Annotated in this window: 26 protein-coding genes; 9 read left to right on the forward strand and 17 right to left on the reverse strand. The window is 69.3% G+C overall.

The genetic code is table 11. The annotated features are described in order from the left end of the window. The coding region (locus tag ACFVYE_RS24115) for an SH3 domain-containing protein (RefSeq protein ID WP_389607351.1) at positions 1–390 on the reverse strand (390 nt) is incomplete at its 3' end. A gap of 408 nt (positions 391–798) precedes the next feature. Here ACFVYE_RS24115 and ACFVYE_RS24120 point away from each other — a divergent pair. After that, positions 799–1974, forward strand: a complete 1176-nt coding sequence (locus ACFVYE_RS24120; RefSeq protein ID WP_383960431.1) for a glycosyltransferase — start codon at positions 799–801, stop codon at positions 1972–1974. An 84-nt stretch (positions 1975–2058) separates the two neighbouring features. On the opposite strand, the gene ACFVYE_RS24125 is transcribed toward ACFVYE_RS24120, so the two are convergent. Then, positions 2059–3960 carry an AMP-dependent synthetase/ligase gene (locus ACFVYE_RS24125; protein ID WP_383960428.1) on the reverse strand — a complete coding sequence of 634 codons (1902 nt, stop codon included), beginning with the start codon at positions 3958–3960 and terminating at the stop codon, positions 2059–2061. Between the two features lie 137 nt (positions 3961–4097). Continuing rightward, positions 4098–5366 carry an acetyl-CoA C-acetyltransferase gene (locus ACFVYE_RS24130; protein ID WP_383960425.1) on the reverse strand — a complete coding sequence of 423 codons (1269 nt, stop codon included), beginning with the start codon at positions 5364–5366 and terminating at the stop codon, positions 4098–4100. A gap of 71 nt (positions 5367–5437) precedes the next feature. On the opposite strand from ACFVYE_RS24130, the gene ACFVYE_RS24135 reads away from it, so the two are divergent. Continuing rightward, the gene (locus ACFVYE_RS24135; RefSeq protein WP_383960422.1) at positions 5438–6757 is read left to right on the forward strand and encodes a 3-oxoacyl-ACP reductase; all 1320 of its coding nucleotides are present in this window, start codon (positions 5438–5440) and stop codon (positions 6755–6757) included. 4 nt (positions 6758–6761) lie between these two features. Further along, positions 6762–7622 carry a MaoC/PaaZ C-terminal domain-containing protein gene (locus ACFVYE_RS24140; protein WP_389607353.1) on the forward strand — a complete coding sequence of 287 codons (861 nt, stop codon included), beginning with the start codon at positions 6762–6764 and terminating at the stop codon, positions 7620–7622. On the opposite strand, the gene ACFVYE_RS24145 is transcribed toward ACFVYE_RS24140, so the two are convergent. Further along, positions 7567–8205 carry a TetR/AcrR family transcriptional regulator gene (locus ACFVYE_RS24145; protein ID WP_389607369.1) on the reverse strand — a complete coding sequence of 213 codons (639 nt, stop codon included), beginning with the start codon at positions 8203–8205 and terminating at the stop codon, positions 7567–7569. The genes ACFVYE_RS24140 and ACFVYE_RS24145 overlap by 56 nt on opposite strands. A 242-nt stretch (positions 8206–8447) precedes the next feature. Between ACFVYE_RS24145 and ACFVYE_RS24150 the strand changes: the two genes are divergently transcribed. Next, positions 8448–9635 (forward strand): alpha/beta hydrolase, encoded by a 1188-nt coding sequence (locus tag ACFVYE_RS24150; protein ID WP_389607354.1) that lies wholly within the window; start codon positions 8448–8450, stop codon positions 9633–9635. Positions 9636–9972: 337 nt separating this feature from the next. Here the strand turns inward: ACFVYE_RS24150 and ACFVYE_RS24155 are convergent, their stop codons facing one another. From ACFVYE_RS24155 to ACFVYE_RS24175, 5 genes are all read right to left on the reverse strand, one after another. After that, entirely contained in the window at positions 9973–11328 is a 1356-nt protein-coding gene (locus ACFVYE_RS24155) for a dicarboxylate/amino acid:cation symporter (protein WP_383960414.1), read from the reverse strand. A gap of 411 nt (positions 11329–11739) precedes the next feature. Next, a complete protein-coding gene (locus ACFVYE_RS24160; RefSeq protein WP_383960512.1) occupies positions 11740–11994 on the reverse strand; it encodes a DUF4229 domain-containing protein in 255 nt (84 codons plus the stop codon). Positions 11995–12178: 184 nt separating this feature from the next. After that, complete coding sequence (locus ACFVYE_RS24165; protein ID WP_383960411.1) at positions 12179–12703, reverse strand: GNAT family N-acetyltransferase; 525 nt, start codon at positions 12701–12703, stop codon at positions 12179–12181. 122 nt (positions 12704–12825) lie between these two features. Continuing rightward, entirely contained in the window at positions 12826–13989 is a 1164-nt protein-coding gene (gene mqnE, locus ACFVYE_RS24170) for an aminofutalosine synthase MqnE (protein ID WP_383960408.1), read from the reverse strand. Positions 13990–14079: 90 nt separating this feature from the next. Beyond that, entirely contained in the window at positions 14080–14535 is a 456-nt protein-coding gene (locus ACFVYE_RS24175; RefSeq protein WP_327368074.1) for an Lrp/AsnC family transcriptional regulator, read from the reverse strand. Positions 14536–14667: 132 nt separating this feature from the next. Here ACFVYE_RS24175 and ACFVYE_RS24180 point away from each other — a divergent pair, with 132 nt between their 5' ends. After that, positions 14668–14802, forward strand: a complete 135-nt coding sequence (locus tag ACFVYE_RS24180) for a hypothetical protein (protein WP_266360696.1) — start codon at positions 14668–14670, stop codon at positions 14800–14802. Between the two features lie 8 nt (positions 14803–14810). Here ACFVYE_RS24180 and ACFVYE_RS24185 read toward each other — a convergent pair whose 3' ends face one another. Then, positions 14811–15485 (reverse strand): UbiX family flavin prenyltransferase, encoded by a 675-nt coding sequence (locus ACFVYE_RS24185; RefSeq protein ID WP_383960405.1) that lies wholly within the window; start codon positions 15483–15485, stop codon positions 14811–14813. Positions 15486–15608: 123 nt separating this feature from the next. Here ACFVYE_RS24185 and ACFVYE_RS24190 point away from each other — a divergent pair, with 123 nt between their 5' ends. Continuing rightward, positions 15609–16235, forward strand: a complete 627-nt coding sequence (locus ACFVYE_RS24190) for a rhomboid family intramembrane serine protease (protein ID WP_383960403.1) — start codon at positions 15609–15611, stop codon at positions 16233–16235. Between the two features lie 12 nt (positions 16236–16247). Here ACFVYE_RS24190 and mqnP read toward each other — a convergent pair whose 3' ends face one another. The 7 genes from mqnP to ACFVYE_RS24225 all read right to left on the reverse strand — a co-directional run bounded on the left by mqnP (position 16248) and on the right by ACFVYE_RS24225 (position 23668). Next, positions 16248–17165: a menaquinone biosynthesis prenyltransferase MqnP gene (gene mqnP / locus ACFVYE_RS24195; RefSeq protein WP_383960400.1), complete on the reverse strand. Its 918-nt coding sequence runs from the start codon at positions 17163–17165 to the stop codon at positions 16248–16250. After that, positions 17162–18619: a menaquinone biosynthesis decarboxylase gene (locus ACFVYE_RS24200; protein ID WP_389607355.1), complete on the reverse strand. Its 1458-nt coding sequence runs from the start codon at positions 18617–18619 to the stop codon at positions 17162–17164. The genes mqnP and ACFVYE_RS24200 overlap by 4 nt, the downstream gene beginning before the upstream one ends. A 58-nt stretch (positions 18620–18677) precedes the next feature. After that, complete coding sequence (locus ACFVYE_RS24205) at positions 18678–19523, reverse strand: urease accessory protein UreD (RefSeq protein WP_389607356.1); 846 nt, start codon at positions 19521–19523, stop codon at positions 18678–18680. Continuing rightward, entirely contained in the window at positions 19520–20212 is a 693-nt protein-coding gene (gene ureG, locus ACFVYE_RS24210; protein ID WP_383960391.1) for an urease accessory protein UreG, read from the reverse strand. The genes ACFVYE_RS24205 and ureG overlap by 4 nt, the downstream gene beginning before the upstream one ends. A gap of 40 nt (positions 20213–20252) precedes the next feature. After that, entirely contained in the window at positions 20253–20927 is a 675-nt protein-coding gene (locus ACFVYE_RS24215; RefSeq protein ID WP_383960388.1) for an urease accessory protein UreF, read from the reverse strand. Positions 20928–21018: 91 nt separating this feature from the next. Next, positions 21019–22956, reverse strand: coding sequence for an urease subunit alpha (locus ACFVYE_RS24220; protein ID WP_383960386.1), 1938 nt, complete (start codon positions 22954–22956; stop codon positions 21019–21021). After that, positions 22949–23668, reverse strand: coding sequence for an urease subunit gamma (locus ACFVYE_RS24225; protein ID WP_383960383.1), 720 nt, complete (start codon positions 23666–23668; stop codon positions 22949–22951). The genes ACFVYE_RS24220 and ACFVYE_RS24225 overlap by 8 nt, the downstream gene beginning before the upstream one ends. A 659-nt stretch (positions 23669–24327) precedes the next feature. Between ACFVYE_RS24225 and ACFVYE_RS24230 the strand changes: the two genes are divergently transcribed. From ACFVYE_RS24230 to ACFVYE_RS24240, 3 genes are all read left to right on the forward strand, one after another. Then, positions 24328–24834, forward strand: coding sequence for a hypothetical protein (locus ACFVYE_RS24230; RefSeq protein WP_389607357.1), 507 nt, complete (start codon positions 24328–24330; stop codon positions 24832–24834). Between the two features lie 72 nt (positions 24835–24906). After that, the gene (locus tag ACFVYE_RS24235) at positions 24907–25311 is read left to right on the forward strand and encodes a PLD nuclease N-terminal domain-containing protein (protein ID WP_114245120.1); all 405 of its coding nucleotides are present in this window, start codon (positions 24907–24909) and stop codon (positions 25309–25311) included. Between the two features lie 126 nt (positions 25312–25437). Continuing rightward, complete coding sequence (locus ACFVYE_RS24240; protein WP_389607370.1) at positions 25438–25866, forward strand: nucleoside deaminase; 429 nt, start codon at positions 25438–25440, stop codon at positions 25864–25866. The last annotated feature ends 94 nt before the right edge of the window (positions 25867–25960 follow it).

Consider the following 25960-nt stretch of genomic DNA (forward strand, 5'->3'; position numbering starts at 1 on the left):
ACCCGCCGGACCCGTCGGGCCCATGGGTCCCGTCGGGCCGGTGTCGCCCGAGCCCGGGAAGTCGTCACAGAACGGCACTGTGGTCTGCGTCGAGATGTAGCGGGCGCTCATCCAGCCGCTGCCATTGGACAGCAGGTACCAGAACGAGTTCCCGTCGACGTTCTGGCCGACCACCTTGCAGGCGATGGAAACCACGCCGCCGGACGGCACGCTGCCCACGATCTGCGACTGGGTGGTGGGACCGCTGCGGATGTTCTGAGAGATCTGGGAGGTGACCGTCCCGGACACGCTGGCCGCCACTCGGCTGGCCATCAATCGGTTGGCCGCCTGCGAACCCGTGGGGTTCGGCGCTGCGTGAGCGATGTCCATGGGGCACAGCGCCAGGGTCATACCCAGCGACATGGCACCCAGGGTTGAACGGGACAGAATGTCCCAGCTTCTCGATTTGTGCATCTTCGGATTCCTTACCGGGTCTGCGTGGATCGGAGCCGTGACTGTGACAGCCGCAACGGGGCAAGGGCATATGCGCCACGCCGATGATCTACCGTCCGAGTGCTGACAGCTCCCCTTGTGAGTGAGTAAAGCTTCGACCATCTGCCCCTATTCGCATATTAGTTAGGCACGTTGGTTATTTGGCCCGGCCACCTACGCACCCCCGAGAATTCCGTGTCGCGTCGCGACCACCGGATTCCGGCGCACTAGCGTCGCTTTTCTCGGTGACCGGATCGGCCGATCCCGTACACCGCACCAATTCGCCATGGAGTGTTACTCCACAGAAAGCCAGATTGGGAGATGTATATGACAAATCTGATCGACCGTCCTACCGAAGAACGGCCACCCGCCCTGCACCGCAAGCCGTCGATCTGCCTGTGCATGATCGTCAAGGACGAGGCGAAGGTCATCGAGCGATGCCTGAACTCCGTACGCGACCTGGTGGACACATGGGTGATCTCCGACACCGGCTCCCATGACGGAACACAGGAGCTGATCCGCGCCACGATGAAGGGGATTCCGGGAGAACTCCACGAGGACCTCTGGGCCAACTTCGGCCACAACCGCACCCTGAACATCCAACGCGCACGCGGCAAGGCCGACTATCTCCTGCTCATCGACGCCGACATGGCCGTCCGACGGGAGGGCCCACTGTCCGAACTGTCCGAACTGAGCGCCGACTCCTACATGTTGCGCCATCTCGGTGCCCTCGAATACCGCATCCCCCGGCTGGTCAAAGGGGACATCCCATGGCGCTACGAGGGCGCGACCCACGAATTCCTGACCACCGCGCAACAGCACACCGTTGCCGATCTCTCGGCCCTCAGCATCGAGCATTTCGCCGACGGCGGCTCGCGCGGGGACAAGTTCACCCGGGACGCCCGCCTGCTGCGCGAAGACCTCAAGCGCAACCCGGACAATCCCCGCACGGTCTTCTACCTCGCGCAGACTCTCCGCGACATGGGTGAGACCCGGGAAGCGATCGCGTCGTACGAACGTCGGGCCGGCATGGGCGGATGGGAGGAGGAGGTGTATTACGCCCTGCTGCAAGTGGGAGTGCTCAAGGCCGACTCCGGTGACTGGCCCGGCGGCATGGACGCTCTCACCCGCGCATGGGAGAGCCGACCGCAGCGATTGGAGGCCTGCTACGAACTGACCTGCCGGCTAAGGAAGATGGGGCGCTATCAAGCGGCCAACGCGGTCGCCGTCGCCGGTCTCAATCGCCCTGTCCCCGAGGACTGGCTGTTCATGGAGCCCTGGATCTACAGCTGGGGCCTGCTCTTCGAGCACTCCATCACCTCCTACTGGACCGGCGACGCGCGCGGATCACTGGCTTCCTGCGATCGCCTCCTCGCCCTGCCGGACCTTCCGGCCGAATACCGCGAACAGACCATCAACAACCGGAAGTTCGCGGCCGACCTGGTCGCCGCACGCTCCCGCCGGTCGGCACCCGCCACCTTTGCCCGCCCGAAGACCGCATGACAGGCGCGCGGGACGGCTGAGGGGAAACCGGGAGAGGCGCGGAACAGGTCCGGCCCCGGTGACCATGTGCCGCCGCTCGCGCGGTCACTTCCGGTACAACGCCTCGATCTCCTTCTCGAAGTCCCGTGCGATCACATCCCGTTTCAGCTTCAGCGACGGCGTCAGGTGCCCGCTGTCCTCCGTGAAGTCCCCCGGCAGCACAGCGAACTTGCGGATCGATTCGGCACGCGAGACCAGACGGTTGGCCTCGTCGACCGCGCGCTGGAGCGCGCTGTGCAGCTCCTCGTCCGCCACCAGTTCGCGGATCGGCACGTCCTGCTTCTTCTTCATCTGCCGCCAGTGGGCGAGCCCGTCCGGCTCCAGGGTGATCAGGGCGGTGATGAACGACCGGTTCTCACCGACCACCATGCACTGGCTGACCAGCGGGTGGGCGCGCAGCCAGTCCTCCAGCGGTGCCGGGGCGACGTTCTTGCCGCCGGAGGTGATGATGATGTCCTTCTTGCGGCCGGTGATCGTGAGGTAACCGTCCTCGTCCAGCGCACCGAGGTCGCCGGTGGCGAACCAGCCGCCCTCGTGTACGGGTACGGCCTCGCCGCGTTCGGTGTCCCAGTAGCCCTGGAACACCTGGCCGCCGCTGAGCAGCACCTCGCCGTCGTCCGCGATCCGTACGGCGGTGCCCGGCAGCGGCCAGCCGACGGTGCCGAGGCGCGGTTTGAGCGGTGGGGTGACGGTGGCGGCCGCGGTGGTCTCCGTCAGGCCGTAGCCCTCGAAGATCTCGATGCCGGCGCCCGCGTAGAACGAGGCGAGCCGGCGGCCCAGCGGGGAGCCGCCGCAGATCGCGTACCGGACGTGTCCGCCGAGTGCGGCCCGGATACGGCGGTAGACCAGAGGGTCGTACAGGGCGCGGGCCGCCCGGAGGACCGGGCCGGGGCCGGGGCCCGTGCCGTGTTCGGCGGCCTCGACGGCCTGTCCGTACCGCTGGGCGATTCTCGCGGCGCGGTCGAACGACGATGCGCGGCCCATCTTCTCGGCCGTGGCGCGGCCGGTGTTGTAGACCTTCTCCAGTACGTACGGGATGGCCAGCAGGAACGACGGCCTGAACCCGGCCAGGTCGGCCAGGAGGTCCTCGGTCTGGATGGACGGGGCGTGGCCGAGGCGGACCCGGGCGCGCAGACAGCCGATCGCGACCATGCGTCCGAAGACGTGGGAGAGGGGGAGGAAGAGAAGCGTGGACGCGGGGTATTTGCTGACCGACTTGAAGACCGGGTGGAGGAGTTCGATCGCGTTGTCGACCTCGGCGAAGAAGTTGCCGTGGGTGAGGACGCAGCCCTTGGGGCGGCCGGTGGTGCCCGAGGTGTAGATGAGGGTGGCGGGGGTTCCGGGTTCCAGCGTGGCGCGGCGGGCGGTGACGGCGTCGTCGGGGACGTTCCGGCCGAGGCTCTTCAGCCGGCCGAGCGCGCCCGTGTCGAACTGCCACAGGTGGGTGAGGTCGCCGAGCTGCTTGCGTTCCTGGCTTATCAGCCGGCCCTGGTCCGCGGTCTCGACGGCGCAGGCGACGGCGCCGGAGTCCTGGAGGATCCAGCGGGCCTGGAAGGCGGAGGAGGTCGGGTAGATGGGGACGGTGACGAGTCCGGCGGCCCAGGCGGCGAAGTCGAGCAGCGTCCATTCGTAGGTCGTACGCGCCATGATCGCGATCCGGTCGCCGGCGCCGAGACCCTCCGCGACAAGGCCCTTGGCGACTGCGAGCACCTCGTCGGCGAACTCCGCCGCCGTCACGTCCTGCCAGCTGCCGTCCGGCTGCTTGCGGCTGAGGACGGCGTCGGCGGGGGCCTCGCGCGCATTGTCGAACGGGATCTCGGCGAGGGAGCCGCGGCGGACGGGGGGTGCGGCGGGGGGAACGGAGACCTGTTGCACCGAGCCGTCGGCGGCTCTGACCTTGGTCGGCTCGACGAGGGTGGGGGCGGCGGCGGTGGGTGGCGTGGACATGTGCGGCTCCTCAACGTGGGTCGGGCGGGGCGCCGGGTCCGTCCGGCGGCCGGTTCGTCCTCAATCGCCGGACGGGCTCGAAAGATGTCCTCAATCGCCGGACGGGCCGGAGTTCGGCGCCTGTCCGGTTCGGTGCGTCACGGGCGTTCGAGAATGGCTGTGACGCCCTGGCCGCCGGCTGCGCAGATCGAGATCAGGCCCCGGGACGGGGCGTCGCGTTCAGCGAGGAGTTCGGCGAGGGTGGCGACGATTCTGGCGCCCGTTGCGGCGAACGGGTGGCCGGTGGCGAGTGATGAGCCGGTGATGTTGAGCTTGTCCCGGTCGACGGGGGCGAGGCCTTGTTTCTCCCAGGCCGCGAGGGTGGCCAGCACCTGGGAGGCGAAGGCCTCGTGGATCTCGAACAGGTCGAAGTCCTCGATGGTGAGCCCGGCGCGTTCCAGCATGCGCGGTACGGCGTACGCGGGTGCCATCAGGAGGCCGTCGTCGCCGTTCACGTAGTCGACGGCGGCCGTCTCGTGGAGCGAGAGGTAGGCGAGCGGTTCCAGGTCATGGGCCCGGGCCCAGTCCTCGCTCGCCAGCAGCACGGTCGCGGCGCCGTCCGTGAGCGGGGTGGAGTTGCCCGCGGTCATCGTCGCGTCGGGGTGGTCGGTGCCGAACACCGGCTTCAGCGTGGCGAGTTTCTCGACCGTGGAGCCCGGGCGCAGGTTCTGGTCGCGGGTCAGGCCCCGGAACGGGACGACCAGGTCGTCCAGGAAGCCGCGTTCGTACGCGGCCGCGAGGCGCTGGTGGCTGGTGGCCGCGAGGAGGTCCTGGTCCTCGCGGGTGATGCCCCAGCGGCGGGCGGTGACCGCCGCGTGGTCCCCCATCGAGAGGCCGGTGCGGGGTTCGGCGTTGCGCGGGATGTCCGGGACGAGGTGCCGGGGACGCACCCCCGCAAGTGCCTTGATCCTGGCTCCTGCTGATTTTGCCCGTCGGGCGGTGAGCAGCAGTTTGCGCAGCTCGTCGTTGACGCCGAGGGGAGCGTCGCTCGTGGTGTCCGTCCCGCCCGCGATTGCCGAGTCGATCGTACCGAGCATGATCTTGCCGGCGGCGGCGATGACGGCCTGGAGGCCCGTACCGCAGGCCTGCTGGATGTCGTACGCGGGGGTGCGCGGGTCGAGTGCCGAGCCGAGTACGGTCTCGCGGGCCAGATTGAAGTCGCGGCTGTGCTTGAGGACCGCGCCCGCGACGAACTCGCCGACCCGTTGCCCCTGGAGTCCGAACCGCTCGACCAGGCCGCCCAGCGCGGCGGTGAGCAGCTGCTGGTTGGAGACCTGTGCGTAAGGGCCGTCGGAGCGCGCGAACGGAATGCGGCTGCCGCCGATGACCGCGACCCTGCGGGGCTGCGGGAGTGCGAGGGGGATCATCTCGACCAGCTCCTGACTCTTGAGTAACCTTACTCTGGAGTAAATCTACGACCGAGCAGGGAGTCTGGACAATGGCCGACCGCTATCTGCACTTCACCGGCACAGCACCCGGCCGTTTTCTGACCCGGAGGCTCGGCCTGCCGCAGCCCGCTCCGTTGCGCCGCTGGTCGTTGGAGACCCGGTCGCTCGACGGCCCGCTGCTGCACCTCACCGCCGGGGACTCCGCTGTCACGGAGGAACTCGGCGCACTTCTCGCGGCGACCGGACTCGAAGTCACCGGGCGCGCCGAACGTCCTGCGGGGATTGTGCTGGATGCGACGGCCGTTGGCACCCCCGGCGGCCTCGGTGATGTCCATGCGGCCCTGCACCCGGTGGTCCGCTCACTGGCGCCGGGCGGGCGCATCGTGGTGGTGGGGGTGCGGCCGTCGGCCGGCGACCATCACCAGGCCGCCGCCCAGCAGGCCCTCGAAGGGTTCGTACGCTCACTGGGCAAGGAGATCGGCAGGGGCGCCACCGTGCAGCTGCTCCGTATCGCACCGGATGCCGTCGCCTCCGCCGGGTCCACCCTCCGCTTCCTGCTCTCGCCCCGGTCCGCGTACATCAGTGGTCAGGTGATCGAGCTGACCTCGGCCACGCCCGATCCCGTGGCCGACTGGGCGGCACCGCTCGCCGGGCGCACCGCGCTGGTCACCGGTGCGGCGCGCGGCATCGGTGCCTCGGTCGCCTCGGTGCTGGCCCGGGACGGCGCCCAGGTCATCTGCCTCGACATCCCGCAGGCAAAGGACGAGCTGACCCGTACCGCCGACCGGCTCGGCGCCACCGCGCTGCCGCTGGACATCACCGCGGCGGATGCCGCGGAACGGATCGCCGCCGCGGCCCCCGGCGGTCTCGACGCCCTCGTCCACAACGCGGGCATCACCCGCGACCGCCGGCTCGCCAACATGCCGTCCGACCGCTGGGACTCGGTCATCGACGTCAACCTCGACAGCGTGCTGCGCACCACGGACGCCCTGCTCGGGGCGGGCACCGTCAACCGCGGGGGCCGGATCGTCGCCACCGCGTCCATCGCCGGTATCGCGGGCAACAACGGCCAGACGAACTACGCGGCGAGCAAGGCGGGCATCATCGGCCTGGTCCGTTCGCTGGCTCCGCGCGCCGCCGCCGACCACGGTGTCACGGTCAACGCGGTGGCCCCCGGCTTCATCGAGACGAAGATGACCGCGGCCGTCCCCCTCTTCATCCGGGAGGCGGGCCGCCGGATGAACTCCCTCTCGCAGGGCGGCCTCCCGGTCGACGTCGCCGAGACGACCGCCTGGTTCGCCCAGCCGGCGTCGACGGCCGTCAACGGTCAGATCGTGCGGGTCTGCGGCCAGAGCCTGCTGGGTGCGTGACCCCATGCCGAATCTGAACGTGACACTCGTACGGGCAGCCGTCACGTCCCCGTTCAAGAGGGCCGGCCGGCCGGGCGCCACCGCGCCCGGCGACCGGGCGGTGCTCCCTGCCGCACCGATCGCCCCCGGCCCCCTCGCCTCGTACAGCCGGATCTGCGGCTTCTCCGAGTCGGGCACGCTGCCGCTCACCTATCCGCATGTACTGGGCTTCCCGCTCGCCATGCGGCTGATGACCGCCCGGAGGTTCCCGCTGCCGGTCGTCGGGCTCGTCCACACCTGGATCGAGATCACCCGCCACCGGGCCCTGCACTCGACCGATCCGCTCGAACTCACGGTGTACGCCGATGGGTTGGCCCCTCACCGGCGCGGCACCGAGGTCACGATGGTCACGGAGGCGCGGCTGGCGGGCGAGCTGGTCTGGGAGTCCCGCAGCGGCTATCTCTCCCGGCATGCGACAGGCGCAGCCCCCACCGCGGGGGACGCGGCCCCGGCCGTGGAGCTCCCCGCCGTTGCCGAGTGGCGGCTCCCCGGTGATCTGGGGCGTCGTTACGGCGCCGCGTCGGGCGACCGGAACCCCATCCATCTGTATCCGCTCACCGCCCGGCTCTTCGGCTTCCCCCGGGCCATCGCCCACGGCATGTGGACCGTCGCCCGCTGTCTGGCCGAGGCGCCGCAGCCCCATGAGATCCGTCGGGTACGGGCCGACTTCAGGGCCCCCGTCCTGCTGCCGGCCACCGTCACCTACGCGGCGGACTCCACCGGCTTCCAGCTGCGCGGCGCGGGCCGCATCCACCTCACCGGGACGACACTCAGCGCGCCCGGCCCGCAGACGGGGCCGGCGGCTGCCACGGACGGCCGTTCATAAGGTTCTCCAGGCCCGCCCAGGAGAAGTTCATCAGGGTGGCCGCGGCCTCCTTCGCCGAGACGCCCGGGGTCTCGTTCGCCCACCCGGCGAGCGACTCCGCGGCCCCCACGAGCGCCTGCGCCAGCCCTGACACATCGCGGTCGGGGAGCGCCGGATCGTGGTGCGCCTCGCGTGCCGCGGCCCCGATCAGACCCGTCACGAACGCAACGATCTCGTCCCGCATCACCGTGACCTCGGTGGCGAAGGGCTCCCCGTGCGTGCGCGCCTGGCGGTGCAGCACCGCCCAGCCGTCCGGATGCTCCGCCGTGTGCGTGAAGAACGCGCGCAGCCCGGCCCACAGCTGCCGATCGGCCGGAAGCCCCGGCTCCGCCCCCGCCCGCACCGCGTCGACCAGCGCTTTCGCCTCGCGCCGGATACAAGCGGTGAAAAGTTCCTCCTTGGAGTTGAGGTACAGGTAGACCAGTGGCTTGGAAACCCCGGCCAGCTCGGCGATCTCGTCCATCGAGGCGGCACGGTATCCGCGCTGACCGAAGGTCTGCACGGCGGCGTCCATCATCTGCTGCTCACGCACGGCACGCGGCATCCGTTTGCTCTTCACAGCACCCACGTCGGTTTCCTCCCACCCCCGCTGTCCTGCTCCTCGGCAAGAGTACGGCGCAGGCCCCTCGCGCGTCGTACGGAGAGGGCTTCCGCAACCGCCGAGTGGCCGGTTCGTACCCTCGACGAAAGTCATGTCTCTCAAGGCCCGGGATCACCCTGTGGTGGGACAGCGGTTCCCCCCTGCGCGCGATGCTCCCGCACGGCCGGATCCGTAGCGTCTTCACCATGATCAGTCTTCGCAGCCGGATCACGGCCACGGCGATCACCCTGGCCGTCCTGCTCGCCTCACCCACGACCGCCTTAGCCGCCCCAGGTCCCGGAACCCGTCCCGATACGACCCCTGCGGCGCACGCCGCCACCGGACCGTCACTCGAAGTCCCCCGGCCGACCGGACCTTACGCAACGGGCCGGGACACCTTGCATCTGACCGACCGGAGCCGCCCGGCCCCCTGGGTCCCGGCGGCGGGCGCCCGGCAGTTGATGGTGTCGGTCCACTACCCGGCCCGGCCCGGCAGCGGCACGACGACCGCGCCGTACATGACCACGGACGAAGCCCGGCTGATGCTGGCGGCCCGCGGTCTGGAGGACGTGGTCCCCGCGACCACGGTCAGCGCCACCCTCACCCACGCCCGCCTGGCCGCCCGCCCGGCACCCGGCCGGTTCCCGCTGGTGGTGCTCTCCCCCGGCTTCGGCACGCCGCGGACAACACTGACCGGCCTGGCCGAGGACCTGGCCAGCCGTGGATACGTCGTCGCGACGGTCGACCACGCGTACGAGTCCACCGGCACCACCTTCCCCGGCGGGCGCCTGCTCACCTGTGCCGCCTGCGAACAGACCGCGACGACGGGGATTGCAGCCGTGGCCACGGGGCGGGCCAAGGACCTTTCCTTCGTACTGGACCGGCTGACCGGCCGTCACCCGACCTGGCGTCACGCCCACATGATCGACCCGGGCCGGATCGGCATGGCCGGTCATTCCATCGGCGGCAACGCCACCGCCTCGACGATGGCCGTCGACCACCGGGTGCGCGCCGGGGTCGACATGGACGGCACGTTCTTCGACCCGGTCCCCGCCGGCGGACTCGGCGGCAGACCGTTCCTGATGCTCGGCACCGCCTCCGACCACCGTCCCGGCGGTGAGGACGAGAGCTGGGACGAGGGCTGGGCGCGGCTGGACGGCTGGAAGCGCTGGCTGACCGTCACCGACTCCGGCCACTTCACCTTCACCGATGTCCCCTCACTGGGAGGCCAGTTGGGCATTGTCGACCCCGAGGCACCGCTCTCCGGCGAACGCTCGATGCGGATCACCCGGGACTATGTCGCGGCCTTCTTCGATCTGCATCTGCGGGGCACGCCCCAGCCTCTCCTGGACGGCCCGACACCGGACAACCCCGAGGTCGGGTTCCAGCACTGATCCGGCCTGGACGGGACAAGGCACGTCGCGTCGCGTACGCACCTGGTGCTCGGAGCCCGAGTGCCACGTGCGTGCGGTAGTGCGGGCACCGGGTGGAGCCGCCGTGCTCACAGCCCAGCGCACTCGCCCAGGTCCAGCGAGGCCTGCACGGCAGCGGTACGGGTCCGCAGCCGCGCCGCCTCACCGCGGAGCACCGCCCGCCGCTGCCGCCCTCCGGCACCACGGCTGCGAACCGCTCCGGGCAGGAGCGGGCACCGCCGTCCCGGCCGGAGCCCGCGCAACGGCGAGCGCCCCCGGTCCGTCGACGGACCGGGGGCGCTCGCCGCAAGCCGAGTCGTTACGCGGCGACCGGCACGCGCTGCGGCTCGGCGTCACGTACCTCGGTGTCTTCCACCGGGGAGGACGAGGCCGAGTTGTACGCGTCGTGGTCGAGGATCTTCTCGCGGGCCGAGACGATCACCGGGACCAGCGCCTGACCCGCCACGTTGGTGGCCGTACGCATCATGTCCAGGATCGGGTCGATGGCCATGAGCAGACCGACGCCCTCCAGCGGGAGGCCCAGCGTCGACAGCGTGAGGGTCAGCATGACCGTCGCACCGGTGAGACCGGCGGTGGCCGCGGAGCCGATCACCGAGACGAACGCGATCAGGACGTAGTCACCGACACCCAGCTGGACGTCGAAGATCTGCGCGATGAAGATCGCCGCCAGCGCCGGGTAGATCGCGGCGCAGCCGTCCATCTTGGTGGTCGCGCCGAACGGGACCGAGAAGGAGGCGTACTCCTTCGGGACACCGAGGCGCTCGGTGACCTTCTGGGTGACCGGCATCGTGCCGACCGAGGATCGGGAGACGAAGGCCAGCTGGATCGCCGGCCAGGCGCCCTTGAAGAACTGCAGCGGGCTGAGCTTGGCGACCGTGACGAGCAGCAGCGGGTACACCCCGAACAGCACCAGGGCGCAGCCGATGTAGACGTCGGCGGTGAACGTCGCGTACTTGCCGATCAGGTCCCAGCCGTAGTCGGCGATCGCGTAGCCGATGAGGCCGATGGTGCCGATGGGGGCGAGGCGGATGACCCACCACAGGGCCTTCTGGAGCAGCTCCAGGACTGACTCGCTGAGGGTGAGGATCGGCTGGGCCTTCTCGCCGAGCTGGAGAGCTGCGATACCGGCGACGGCCGCCATGAAGACGATCTGGAGCACGTTCAGCTCGGTGAACGGCGTGATCACGTTGTCCGGGATGATGCCGGTCAGGAAGTCGAGCCAGGAGCCCGCGTGCTCCGGCAGCTTGCCGTCCTTCGGGGTCAGTCCCGTACCGGAACCCGGGTTGGTGATCAGGCCGATCGCGAGGCCGATGGCGACCGCGATCAACGAGGTGATCATGAACCAGAGCAGGGTACGGGTGGCCAGCCGGGCGGCGTTGTTGACCTTGCGCAGGTTGGTGATCGACACCAGGATCGCGAAGAAGACGAGCGGCGCGACGGCCAGCTTCAGCAGCTGGACGAAGATGTGACCGACCTTGTCGAGCGTGGTGTAGAGCCAGTTGATGTCGTATGTACGGGCAAGCCACCCGAGTACGACACCGAGTACGAGACCGGCGACTATCTGGGCCCAGAACGGGACCTTGGGTATACGGAAACCGGAGCCGGAGCCGGACGGACTGTCGGTCTCGGCGGCGGACGCGGGATTCGCGGACACGGACACACTCCTGACGTGACGCATCGGGGCGCACGGGGACGCCGTGCGGGGGGACGGGGGTGCGGCGCCCGCGTCAGGGGCGGCGCCGCTGCATGGTGCCGGTTCAGACGTTGCGGCAACAGACCGCGGACATACAGCGGCATAGATCGACGTGCAGGCGCTCCACGAGCGGGACGCTCGCGGCGAATCGATGGCGCACTGCTGTCTTCATGTCGAACACGTTAACACTTGAACTTTGAGAACCTCAAAGGTCTTCTTTGGGCGAGAACACAGGCCCGGCGCACCCGGCGCACCTGCGGGAACGACGAAACCCCAGTACAGGAGCGCTTGCTCCGGCACCGGGGTCTCATACGGAAACCGTGCGGGGTGTGAGGAACCTTACGTAGCCCTTACGTCACCCTCACCGGGTCGTCACTGGGTGACGTGGTCCTCGCGGGTCCGGTTCGCTTCGAGCCGCGCCTTCGTGCGGTCGACCGTGGACACGATCTGCGCGGACATCTCGTCACGCTGCTTGCGCAGCAGCACATAGCTGAGCGGCGCGGACAGGACCAGCGCGAGCAGGATCACCCAGACGAAATTGGAGCCACCCGCCCCCGAGGGAAGCAGACCGAAGTGGACGGCCACAGCTGCGAGGGCGAAGCAGCCGACGAAGATGCTGAGGCGCATCGCGGTGTACCGAATCGTCGCGCTCGGCTTGGCAGCGGACACAGTTGGCCCCTCTCTACGTACGACAGTCCTGCGATCCTGCCCGACCAGTGAAGCATGCCCCGGAATCGATCACTTCGGAGGGCTGCACCAAAAGGGGGTCCGACGGGGCCGCCCGCCTGTCCGGCGAATCGGGGCCGGGGCCTCAGCCGAGCGGCAGCAGCATGATGATGTCGTCGCGGTCGTCCCCGTCCGCCACCCGTATCGCGTCGGGCACCCGCCCGACCTCCTTGTACCCGCACGAGGCGTAGAACCGGTCGACACCGGTGCCGCCGCGGCAGGTGAGCCGGATCGCCTCCATCCCCTCCATCCCGCGCGCGGCCTGTGCCGCGGCGTCCATCAGGTCGCGCCCGTAGCCCTTGCCCTGATGGCGGGGGTGGACCATCACCGTGTAGAGCCAGAGCCAGTGGGTCATCAGCCGGTGTGTGTTGAAGGCCAGGAAGGCCGTGGCCGCGACGGCGCCCTCCTCGTCGTGACCGACCAGCAGCCGGGTCCGCCCCTCGGCCATGGCGACCAGGTGCTTGACCAGTTCGGGCCGGACGTCGTCGGCCGTGACGGGCGGTACGAAGCCGACCGCACCGCCCGCGTTGGAGACATCGGTCCACAGCTCGGCGATGCCGTCCCGCAGGGTGCGGTCGAACTTGGGGTCCAGCTCAAAAGTAAGCGCCATAGGCGCAGATTAACTATTACCGATCCATCGCCTCAAGCCTTGTCCAGTACGCGAGAAAGCCCCGGCCGGCGGCCGGGGCTCCCACACATCCGAACTACTGACGACGCGACAGGCCGGACAGGTCAGACGCGCATCGGCTGCGGCGACTCGCGCCGCTCCGCGTCCGGGCCCGGGTACTCGCGGATGATCTCGTACCGCGTGTTGCGCTCGACGGGCCGGAAGCCCGCGTCACGGATCAGGTCCAGCAGATCCTCACGGCCGAGCTTGTTCGGCGTGCCGTAGTTGTCCGCATCATGCGTGATCTTGTACTCGACGACCGAGCCGTCCATGTCGTCCGCGCCGTGCTGCAGCGCGAGCTGGGCGGTCTGCACACCGTGCATCACCCAGAAGACCTTGACGTGCGGGACGTTGTCGAAAAGGAGCCGCGAGACCGCGAAGGTCTTCAGCGCCTCGGCGCCGGTCGCCATCGTCGTCCGCGCCTGGAGCTTGTTGCGGACCTTGCCGTCCTTCATGTCCACGAAGTCGTGCTGGTAGCGCAGCGGGATGAAGACCTGGAAGCCGCCGGTCTCGTCCTGCAGCTCGCGCAGTCGCAACACGTGGTCGACGCGATGACGCGGCTCCTCAATGTGCCCGTACAGCATCGTCGCCGGGGTCTTCAGACCCTTCTCGTGGGCGAGGCGGTGGATGCGCGACCAGTCTTCCCAGTGGGTGTTGTGGTCCACGATGTGCCGGCGGACCTCCCAGTCGAAGATCTCCGCGCCGCCACCGGTCAGCGACTCCAGACCGGCCTCGATCAGCTCGTCGAGGATCTCGGAGGCGGAGAGCCCGGAGATGGTCTCGAAGTGGTGGATCTCGGTGGCGGTGAACGCCTTGAGGGAGACCTGCGGCAGGGCCTCCTTCAGCGCACTGAGGGAGCGCGGGTAGTAACGCCACGGCAGAGTGGGGTGCAGCCCGTTGACGATGTGCAGCTCGGTGAGGTTCTCGCCCTCCATCGCCTTCGCCAGCCGGACGGCCTCCTCGATGCGCATGGTGTACGCGTCCTTCTCGCCCGGCTTGCGCTGGAACGAGCAGTACGCGCACGACGCGGTGCACACATTGGTCATGTTGAGGTGCCGGTTGACGTTGAAGTGCACGACGTCGCCGTTCTTGCGCGTACGCACCTCGTGCGCGAGGCCGCCGAGCCAGGCCAGGTCGTCCGACTCGTAGAGGGCGATGCCGTCCTCACGGGTCAGCCGCTCCCCTGCGCGGACCTTCTCCTCCAGCTCGCGCTTGAGCCCAACGTCCATGCGGCTGCCTCCCAGTTGTCGACGCGCTGTACCTTTCCCGGTGCTACCGGGCGAAACCCCCGGCCACCCGGGGGCTCCACCACGTTACGCCTACGCCTCCTCGGGAAGTTCCCCGACCCGGTTCTCCCACTTGGTGGAGAGCACGATCGTGGTACGCGTGCGCGAGACGCCCTTCGTACCGCTGAGCCGGCGGATGGTCTTCTCCAGGCCGTCCACGTCACCGACCCGCACCTTGAGCATGTACGAGTCGTCGCCCGCGATGAACCAGGCGTCCTCGATCTCCGCGAGGTCCTTCAGCCGGCGCGCCACATCCTCGTGATCGGCGGCGTCGGAGAGCGAGATACCGATCAGAGCCGTGACCCCGAGCCCCAGGGACGCGGCGTTGACGGTGGCGCGGTAGCCGGTGATTACACCGGCGGTTTCCAGCCGGTTGATGCGGTCGGTGACGCTGGGCCCGGAGAGCCCGACGAGCCGCCCCAGCTCGGCGTACGAGGCCCTGCCGTTCTCCCTGAGGGCCTGGATGAGCTGCCTGTCCACCGCGTCCATGTGACTGAAACCTTCCATTGTTCAGCAGTACCGCGAGTTTACGTGTAGAATCTAAGGTATGCAGGCTTCAGCACCTGCAAATCTTTCCGAACATCCAAAAAATGCTTTCGAATCTTCAGGAGTGAGAACACCGTGTACACGATCGAGATGGCCTACGCCCGAATGCGCGAGCTGCAGGATCTGGCCAACCGCTCGCGTGCCCACCAGCCCGCCGCCGCGCACCGGGTCGACAAGACCCGCACCCCGCGCGCCAAGAAGAAGCGCTGACCACAGGCTCAGTCTCCGGAGCCGTGAGAGCCGCCACCGAGCTCTCCCTCCCATCGGCGGTACAGGTCGTGCGGCACCCCCGCCGCGTCCAGCACCCGCCCTGCGACGAAGTCCACCAGATCCTGGATGTGCGTCGCCCCCGCATAGAACGCCGGAGAGGCGGGCAGCACGACGGCGCCCGCCTCGTCCAGGCTCACCAGATGCTTCAGCGTCTGCCCGTTCAGCGGTGTCTCCCGCACCGCGACAACCAGCTTCCGCCGCTCCTTGAGCGTCACGCTCGCGGCCCGCTGGAGCAGGTCCTTCGAGAGTCCGAGCGCCACCCCGGCCACACATGCCGTCGAAGCCGGGACGATCAGCATCCCCTTCGCCGGGTACGACCCCGAGGACGGCCCGGCGGCAAGATCACCGGCCGCCCAGTGCTGTACCCCCTCGACGTCCACATCGAAGGTGTGCGGCTTGCCGTCCGCCCCTCGCGCCAGCCAGCTGCGCAGATCCTCCTGCCAGTGCGCGTCGCGGAACGCGATCCCGGTCTCGTCCAGCAGCGTCAGCCGCGACGCCCGGCTCACCACCAGATCGACGCTCTCCCCCGCGGCCAGCAGACCGCGCAGCACGGCGGCGGCGAATGGGGTGCCCGAAGCGCCTGAAACCCCGACAATCCAAGGCTGCCGCTGGTGCTGACTCACTGAAGTCCCGGAATCCACACAGCCGAGCCTATCCGGCTGCCCGAACCCGGAACCGAGTAAGGTGCCTCAGCCGTTCTGAGGGGTGGAAACAGGGGCGACACAGGAGACCGGCAGGGGGCCGCGATGGCCGCATCGTCAGATCGAATTGCACCGGCGTGGAGCACGGGCGACCGCGCGAAGGCTGCGGCCAAGCTGATGCTGGGCTGGGTGGCGTTCCTCTGGATACTCGAGGTCGTCGACGTGTCGAGTGGCCACTCACTGGACACGTACGGGATCGAGCCGCGCCGGCCCGGCGAACTGCTGGACGTCGTGCCCGCGTCCTTCATCCACTTCGGCTTCGGCCATGTCGCCTCCAACAGCGTGCCGCTGCTGGTCTTCGGCTTCCTGGCCGCGCTGGGCGGCATACGCCGGTTCGCGGCCGTGGCCGCGCTGATCATCGTGGTCGACGGTCTCGGGGTCTGGCTGGTCTCGCCGGCCGGCTCCAACACGGCGGGCGCGTCCGGACTGGTCTTCGGCCTCTTCGGCTATCTGCTGGTCCGCGGCTTCGTGGACCGCAGAGTGCTGGACATCGGCGCCGGGCTGGTGATCGGCGCGATATGGGGCTCGTCGATACTGCTGGGGATCTCCCCCGCCAACACCTCGGTCAGCTGGCAGGGCCACCTGTTCGGACTGGCGGCGGGCGTGGCGGCGGCGTTCGTCTTCCGCCGCCGCCGGAGCACGGCGACACCCGCCCAACCGCTCATGCCGTAGGGCCTGTCCGGCTCAGACCGTCAGACCCCGCACCAGCAGATCCAGCAGCGCGCACGCGAACAGCGCTATTCCGATGAACCCGTTGACCGAGAAGAACGCCCGGTTCAGCCGGGACAGATCGTGCGGCCGCACCACCCGGTGCTCGTACACGAAGGCGACGGCGACGATCACCATGCCGATCCAGTAGAACAGGCCGGCCTCCGTGGCCAGCCCGAACCAGACGAGCAGCCCGGTCGTCACCGCATGGCAGACCCGCGCACCCCACAGCGCGGCCGGAATCCCGAACCGGGCCGGCACCGACAGCACCCCGTGCGCCCGGTCCGCCTGGACGTCCTGGCAGCCGAAGATCAGGTCGAAGCCACCGATCCAGATCCCGACCGCGAGACCGAGGATCACCGCGTCCCACGACCAGCTGCCTGTCACGGCCAGCCAGGCGCCGATCGGCCCTATGGCCTGCGCGATCCCCAGGATGGCGTGCGGGTAGTGGGTGAACCGCTTCCCGTACGGATAGACCACCATCGGCACGACGGCGACCGGCGCGAGCGCCAGACAGAGCGGGTTCAGCAGAGCCGCCGCCCCGAGGAAGACGACAACGGCGACGAGCGCCCCCGTCCACGCCGACTTCACGGACACCGCCCCGGTGACCAGTTCCCGGCTCGCGGTGCGCGGGTTACGGGCGTCGATCTCCCGGTCGATGATCCGGTTGCAGGCCATCGCGAACGTCCGCAGCCCCACCATCGCGATGGTGACGAGCAGCAGCGTGACCCAGTGGATGGACTTGTCCGCCTGGAACATCGCGGTCAGGGCGGCGATGTACGCGAAGGGCAGCGCGAAGACCGAGTGCTCGATCATCACGAGCCGCAGAAACGCCTTGACCTTGCTGTTCGGTTGTACGGGCCCTGAGCCCAGTGCTGCTTCGGCGGCGCTCACAGTCCGTATTCCTTCCACCGGCGGTCGACCTTCGCCGCCGTCTGCGGGTCGGACTCGACCATGTCCGGCCAGCCCCCGTCCCGGGTGTAACCCTCCTCGGGCCACTTCTTCGTCGCGTCGACGCCCGCCTTGCCACCCCAGAACTGCTGGTAGGAAGCATGGTCGAGATGATCGACGGGCCCCTCGGTGACGGTGAGGTCGCGCGCGTAGTCCGTATTGCCGAGCGCCCGCCACGCCACCTCGTGCAGATCGTGGACGTCGCAGTCGGAGTCCACGACGACGATCAGTTTGGTCAGCGACATCATGTGCGCACCCCAGATGGCACTCATCACCTTCTGGGCGTGCTTCGGGTACTTCTTGTCGATCGAGACGATCGCACAGTTGTGGAAGCCGCCAGCCTCCGGCAGGTGGTAGTCCACGATGTCCGGCACGATGATCTTGAGCAGCGGCAGGAAGAACCGCTCCGTGGCCCGCCCCAGCGGCCCGTCCTCGGTCGGCGGCCGGCCCACCACGATCGACTGCAGCAGCGGACGCTTCCGCATGGTCACGCAGTCGATGGTCAGTGCGGGGAACGGTTCCTGCGGCGTGTAGAAGCCGGTGTGGTCGCCGAACGGCCCCTCGGGAAGCATCTTCCCGGGCTCCAGCCACCCCTCGATGACGACCTCCGCCTGCGCCGGGACCTGCAACGGCACGGTCTTGCAGTCGACCATCTCGATCCGCTTGCCCTGGATGAACCCGGCGAAGAGGTACTCGTCGATGTCCCCCGGCAGCGGCGCGGTGGAGGCGTACGTCACCGCGGGCGGTGCCCCGAACGCGATGGCGACCGGCAGCCGCTCCCCACGCTTGGCGGCGACCTGGTAGTGGTTGCGGCTGTCCTTGTGGATCTGCCAGTGCATCCCGATGGTGCGCCGGTCGTGACGCTGGAGGCGGTACAGACCCAGATTGCGCACGCCCGTCTCCGGGTGCTTGGTATGGGTGAGCCCCAGGTTGAAGAACGATCCGCCGTCCTCGGGCCAGGTGAAGAGCGCGGGCAGCTGATCCAGATCCACGTCGTCGCCGGTGAGCACGACCTCCTGCACGGGCGCGCTCTCGGACTTCACCTTCTTCGGCGGTACATGCACCATCGAGCCGAGCTTCCCGAACGCCTCCCGCACCCCGACGAAGCCGTGCGGCAGCTCCGGCTTGAGCAGCCCGCCGATCCTGTCGCTGATATCGGCGTACGACTTCAGCCCGAGCGCCTTGAGCAGCCGCTTGTCGGTCCCGAAGACGTTCATGGCCAGGGGCATCGAGGACCCCTTGACGTTCTCGAAGAGCAACGCGGGCCCGCCCGCCTTGTTCACCCGGTCGACGATCTCGCCGACCTCCAGATACGGGTCGACCTCGGCCTTGATGCGCTTGAGCTCGCCCTCGCGCTCCAGGGCCCGGAGGAGGGAACGAAGATCGTCGTAAGCCATGCCGTCCAGTTTGTCATCACCGTTGGCGATCACCCGGGGTGCCCCACCTCAGCACCCCTCACGGAACGCGGATGCGCCCGTGTCCGCCCGGGACGGTACGGCGGAAGGCGGCCTGCGCCGTGTCGAGGAGGTGGCGCAGGCGAAGGCCGTCCGGGGCGACGGCGGTGACCAGCGCGGCGGGACCGGCGAGCGGTGTCAGCACGGCCTGGCCCTCCTCCGGGGAGCCGCCGAGCAGTTGGACTTCGAGGGGCGACTCCTCGAAGTCCGGGTCGACGATCAGGAGCTGTCCGGCCGCGCGGTGGCCGGCGAGGACGGCGGGGCCGTCCCAGCCGGGTGCACCCGGTCCGTACTCGGCCTGTTGGTCCAGCAGAGTCCGCCCACCGCCTCGGACGGTGAGACGCGTCGCCACATGGCCGGGAGATTCGCCCGTGCGTCCCAGGATCTGTTCCTCGCGCAGTACGAGCCGCGCGGTGGGGGCGAGATCGACGGTCCAGGTCTGGCGCAGATCGCTGCCGCCCGCGCAGATCAACGGCTTGGGGAGCCAGTGGAGCTGTGCGTGCTCCCCTGCCGTCAGATGCACGTCGTACGTGGCGTGCTCGGAGGTCGGGCCCCGCAGGGCGAGGGTCGCGGCGGCGGAGGTGATGTGCAGCGCCGCGCCCTGCTGGGCGCTCGCTTCGATACGCAGCCGGTCACCGCCGAGAGGGGCACTCATCGCGCCGACGATGCACACCCGCGCCTCACTACCGTGCGAGCGCAGGCGGCGCAGTTCGAAGGGCCCGTCGCCGTCGAGGACGGGCAGCGTGGTGGTGGTGCCGCCGGCAGTTGCCGCGATGCGGGCGGTGGCACGTACGCCCACGGCAGTCCGCCCGGAAGCCGCCGCGGCCGGCGGGGGTGCGAGGGTCATGCGGGGCCTGCGGTCCAGTCGGTGAGGCGCTCGCGGACCCAGTCGGCAACCGGCTTCGCACCGCCCTCGGTCTTGAGGGAGGTGAAGGCGACGGGGAGGTGACCGCGCTGGACCTCGGCGTCGCGCGCCATGCTCTCCAGGTCGGAGCCGACGTAGGGGGCGAGGTCGGTCTTGTTGATGACGAGGAGGTCCGAATTGGTGACGCCGGGGCCGCCCTTGCGCGGGATGTCGTCGCCGCCCGCCACATCGATGACGAAGATCTGGGCGTCGACCAGACCCTTGGAGAAGGTGGCGGTGAGGTTGTCGCCGCCCGATTCCACCAGGACCAGGTCGAGGGGGCCGATGGCGTTCTCCAGGTCCTCGACGGCTTCGAGGTTGGCGGAGATGTCGTCCCGGATCGCGGTGTGCGGGCAGGCACCGGTCTCCACCGCGGTGATCCGCTCGGCGGGCAGTACCGCCTCGCGGAGCAGGAATTCGGCGTCTTCGCGCGTGTAGATGTCGTTGGTGACCACGGCGATGGAGAGCTCGTCGCGCAGCGCCCGGCACAGGGCTGCGACGGTGGCGGTCTTGCCCGAGCCGACCGGCCCGCCCAGGCCGATCCGCAGGGCACGCCGGGTGCCGTCGGGGCGCCGGGGTTCAGCGCTGTAGGTGTGGCGTTCGGGGAACGTCTCTGCGTGGTCGAGGTGCATACGGGCTCCAGTCGTGCGTGGTGTTCCGTGGTCATGGGTGTCAGGAGGCGAAGAGGCGTACCGGCCAGGCGGCGTGTTGCTGCGCGGTGATGTCCAGCAGCGGCGCGGAGGCGGCGGGCAGGGCGTCGAACCCCTCCTCGGGGATGCGCCCGGCGGCCGCGGCCGCCGCGGCGGCGGTCCGGTCGAGGTCGGGGGCGAGGCGGGCGAGGACGGCGGTGGCGTCGAACGGGTCCAGACTCAGCAGCCGGACCGCCGCCGTGGCCGGCCCGCTGACGGTTTCGTACGCCACCGCATACGCGGCATCCAGCGGTGCCAGCCCGGCCGACCGCGCGGCCAGACCCAGCACCACCGGCTGGTGCGCGCCGCGCGGCCGGGCCGCGGCCAGCGCATCCAGCTCGGCCGACGGCCAGGTCGCGCGGGCGGCCCGCATCATCTGCCGCCCCAGCTTGCGGGCAGTGGTCCGCAGCGCCTGCACCGGAGTACGGGCGTCGGCGGCCTCGTCCAGCGCCGACGGGTCGTGGCCCGCGGCGGCCGCGGCGGCCAGTGCCGCCGCGACCAGACCCGCGGTGTGCAACCGCCCCCGGCAGAATTCCTCCAGCGAGTCCGCATCCTTGATCCGGCCCGCGGCCACGGCCGGCTCGGCTCCGCCGGAGTGCGCGTGCCCTCCGGCGGGGAAGCGGCCGTCGGCCAGGACGAACAGCGCGGCGCGGCTCATATTTCGCAGGTCACCTTTCGTCACTCGTCTTCGAAGCTCACGCTTCACAGCTCGCGGCCCGATTCGTCCCGCGCGGTCCTCTTCCGGGATCTCAGAAGAGGAAGTACCGCTGTGCCATGGGGAGCTCACGGGGATAGTTCCGCTCGACGATCTGGCCATCGATGCAGGTCGTCACGTCCTCCACCTTTGCGCCCCCGACGATCACCTCGAAGGTGTCGGGGTCGATCCGGACATCGGGGGTGGCGCTGTTCTCCTTCATGTCCGCCTTGCCGATGTCACGTGTGCTGCTGATGGCCTTGAACTGCTTGCCCAGCGGGAGACGTTCGGGCAACCCGTTGTCGATGGCCCGTTGGGTGACGAAGTTGAACGAGGTGGAGCGGGGCGCCAGGCCCGTGGCACCCCACATGGCGCGGGGCAGGACCGGCTGCGGGGTCGGGATGGACGCGTTGGCGTCGCCCACCTGCGCGTACGCGATCTGCCCGCCCTTGATCACCTGGTGCGGCTTGACCCCGAAGAACTTCGGCTCCCACAGCACCAGGTCGGCCAGCTTGCCGGGCTCCACGGACCCGACCACTGCGTCGATTCCCTGGGCGATCGCCGGGTTGATGGTGTACTTCGCGACGTACCGCCGGGCTCGCCTGTTGTCGGCGCCCACCGGCCGCCCGCCCTCCGGCTCTTCACCCTCCGGCCGCTTATCACCCTCCAGGAGGCCCCGCCGCGTCTTCATGACGTGCGCGGTCTGCCAGGTACGCATGATCATCTCGCCGATGCGGCCCATGGCCTGGGCGTCGGACGACATGATCGAGATGGCACCGAGGTCGTGCAGGATGTCCTCGGCGGCCATCGTGGAGGGCCGGATCCGGGAGTCCGCGAACGCCAGGTCCTCCTTGATCTTCGGGTTGAGGTGATGGCAGACCATCACCATGTCGAAGTGCTCCTTGACCGTGTTGATGGTCAGTGGCCGAGTGGGGTTGGTGGAGGCGGGCAGCACATTGCCCTCATGCACCATCTTGATCATGTCGGGGGCATGGCCGCCGCCCGCGCCCTCGACGTGGAAGACGTGGATGGAGTGGCCGTCGATGGCCCGAATGGTGTCGTCGACGAAACCCGCCTCGTTCAACGAGTCGGCGTGGAGTGCGAGTTGGACTCCTGTCTGCCGGCAGACCTCCAGACACTTCTTGATGACCGCCGGCGTTGCGCCCCAGTCCTCGTGGATCTTGAAGCCGATGACACCCGCGTCCACCTGGTCGTACATGGACTCCTCCGACATCGTGGCGCCCTTGCCGAGCAGTCCGACGTTGACGGGGAAGGAGTCCAGCGCCTCGAATGTCCGGGCGAGGTGCCAGGACCCGGGTGTGACGGTGGTGGCCGTGCTGCCCTCCGCAGGTCCCGTACCGCCGCCGATGAGCGTGGTCACGCCTGCGGACAGCGCCTCACCGACCTGCTCGGGGCAGATGAAGTGGACGTGCGTGTCGACCCCGCCCGCGGTGAGGATCTTCCCGTTGCCCGCGATGACCTCGGTGTCGGGGCCGATGACGAAGTCCGTGGGGATCGGGCCGACGTCGTTGTGGTTGCCGGCCCCCTCGTGGAGGGGGTCCATGGTCTCGTCGTTGTACGCCTTGCCGAGCGCGGTGATGCGGCCGTCGCGGATGGCGACATCGGCCTTGACGATGCCCCAGTGGTCCAGGACGACGGCACCGGTGATCACCGTGTCCGGGGGCCTGACGACCTCGCCGCCATCGGACCCGCCAGGGCCTCCCGGCTCGTCGGCACCGGCCGGGTCGCGCGGCGCGATGGACTGCCCCATCGACTCACGAATCACCTTGCCGCCGCCGAAGACCATCTCGTTCCCACTGCGCCCGGGGCCGCCCGCCCAGTCGTCCTCGATCTCGATCCGCAGCTCCGTGTCGGCGAGCCGGATGCGGTCGCGGACCGTCGGGCCGAACCGGTCCGCGTACGCGGACCGGGTCAGGGGATCGGAGCGCTCGGGGGGCTCCGGGCAGCAAGGACACTCGGCGAAGTCAGTCATTGGACTCTCCTGCGACCTCACCGAACGGGCCCTCGGTGTTGTCGAGTGAACCGTCGATCTTGCCGGGCAGACCGTCGATCCTTTCGCGCAGGCCATGGACCAGTCGCTTGCCCTCGATGGGTACGAGTTCGACCTCTTCGGTGATGCCGGGTTCGAAGCGTACGGAGCTGCCGGCCGGGACGTGCAGGCGCTTGCCCCAAGCGGCCTCGCGGTCGAACTCCAGCCCGGAGTTGGCCTCGGCGAAGTGGTAGTGGGAACCGACCTGGACGGGACGGTCACACGGGTTCTCGACGGTCAGGGAAGTGATCTCACGGCCCTCATTGAAGGGCACGAGCCTGTCTTCCGGCTTCGTGGAGTAATCGACCTGCCCCGGGGAGACGAGCCCCTCTTCCTCCTCGCCCGCCTCCGGCAAGGGGTCGTGGATGGTGACCAGCTTCGTACCGTCGGGGAACGTGGCCTCCACCTGAACGTTCTTGATCATCTCGGGGATGCCCTCCATGACCTCCTTCCGGGACAATAACTTCCGTCCGGATGACATGAGTTCGGCGACGGTTCTGCCGTCCCGGGCCCCCTCGAGGACATGCACGGTCAACAGCGCAACCGTCTCGGGGTAGTTGAGCCGCACCCCCCGGGCCCGGCGCTTCTCGGCGACGTCCGCCGCCAGATGAATCATCAGGCGCTCTTGTTCATGTGGAGTCAGGTGCACAGCCATTCCCCTGCGTTCGCCCTGCCCAGGGCTTCTGCCGTGGGCGCTTGCGTTGGGACCCGGCCACGCACCATCGGCAGTGCGGACGGAGTCTCCACGACTTCACGCCCGCACCGTCGGCGCGGCACTGCTTCCTCGGCCGTCCCGGCCCCAACCCCTCGTGGAACCATCATGATCACGTCGGTGGAACCGGAAACGAGCACAGCCCGACCGCCGCCGATATGAGTGACAGTCGGGCCGATACGCCCGAACCCGAGACTCCCCTGTGGTTCAATCACGGCCGCCTGGTCACCCAGTGGCCATCAACGCCGGAAGGCTCCGCGCGGTATTCAAGGCACTTACGGCCTGTGAACATCTTCGGGCTCCGTTCCCCGCCCCGCCGACCTGCCCTGCTGGAGCCGTCCACTCCGGCTCTCGGCGATCCGCAGCGCATCGGTCAGGCACTCGGCCAACCGGGCGGCAGCGAAGCGGAGTTCCGTCACCGTCGCGCCTGCGGCGGCAATGATCGGCCTGGCGCAGTCGAGGACCTCGGCCCCCATGCCAAGTTGCACGACCTCCATCTGATCCGCGACGCGCGAAACATATCCATGACCGTCCGTACGCAGATAGCACGGCCCGCCATCCGGCCTGGCCCATGGAAGTAACCGGGCGCTGGTGGAATCGAGTTGCTCTGGGGAGCTCATGAATCGGAGGCTGGACCGGTTGACCGGTCCAGTCAGGTCGGCGGCGTCGACGAGGTGGTACGGCGGTCCGGGAGTCGTCCCGGGCGCTCAGGGACCGGTGGCCTCGTCGCCGCGGCGGGCATCAACCGTTATGCCTCGCTGTTCGAGCACACCGCCTTTGCCCACCTCGACCGCCCGGCCCTCCAGGACGGCATCGGCCGCATCCTGGCCACCGGTTCGCACGACGGGAAGAAGGGATTCACCGAAGCGCACTTCCACACCGGTCCCGAGCTGGAGGCGGAAATGCGCGAGGCCGGCTTCACCGACATCCGGGTATACGGCGTCGAGGGCCCCGCCTGGGCGCTGCTGAAAGCGACCGAGCAGCATACCGGTGAGTCACTCACCGGATCACGGATGTTCACCTCCGCGCTGGCCGCGGCCCGCATGGCGGAGCCGTACCCCGACCTGCTCGCCGCCGGTTCCCACCTGCTCGCCGTGGGCCGTAATTGACACCGGCTACTCTGGGCCCGTCACCGGGGCGGGACAAGCCCCGCCATCTCTCCGCAGGGGGACCTTTCCACCATGTTCCGGGCCCTGATCTATCTCCTGCCTCTGGCGCTGACGATCTACGCGTTCATCGACTGCCTGAACACCCCCGAGGACGAGGCCAAGCACCTGCCGAAGATCGCCTGGGTCTTCATCATCCTGCTGTTCTGGATCGTCGGCCCGATCGTCTGGCTGGCCGCGGGCAAGATGCGCCAGGTGCCCGCCGGGGGACGTACGCCGTCGGAGTGGCACCGCAATCACCGCTCGCAGTGGGTGGCGCCGGACGACAATCCGGAGTTCCTGAAGGCGCTGAAGGAAGAGAACAAGAAGGACGAGTCGCTCCTCAAGGACTGGGAGGCGGATCTGCGCCGCCGTGAGGAGGAGCTCAAGCGTCGCGAGAGCGGGGCGGGGCCGGAGGAGTCGGCGCCACCCGCTTCGTAATCGCGAAGGGCCGGCCGGCCCTTGTCGGCGGCCCGTGCATGTCGTTGGACACGCTGCGGCCGTCGTGGGTGCCGGGAATCGGCTGTCCGCACGGTGCAGAGTGGGCGCGTGAACGACTACCGCGCCATGCTCGCCACCGCCCTGGCCGAGGCCCGTGCCGGGCTCGCCGAGGGCGGCATCCCCATCGGTGCCTCGCTCTACGGGCCGGACGGCAGCCTCCTCGGCCGCGGCCACAACCGTCGCGTCCAGGACGGCGATCCGTCCATGCACGCGGAGACGGCGGCGTTCCGGGCGGCCGGGCGGCAGCGCTCGTACCGGGGCACGACGATGGTGACGACGCTCTCCCCGTGCTGGTACTGCTCCGGCCTCGTGCGGCAGTTCGGGATCTCGCGGGTGGTGATCGGCGAGGCACGGACCTACCCCGGCGGGCGCGACTGGCTGGCTCGGCACGGGGTGGAGATCGTGCTGCTCGACGATGCCGAATGCGTCGCACTCATGCGGGACTTCGTTCGGGACCATCCCGACGTGTGGAACGAGGACATCGGCGTCGGCTGATTTACCGCCCCGCGTCCCCGATCGTTCGAAAATCTTCACCTTGCCCCAACACCCTGCCGATATCCTTCTGTTGACGGCGTGACAGATCGGGTGG

Source organism: Streptomyces sp. NPDC058239 (assembly GCF_042882185.1).
In the GTDB taxonomy this organism is placed as follows: domain Bacteria; phylum Actinomycetota; class Actinomycetes; order Streptomycetales; family Streptomycetaceae; genus Streptomyces.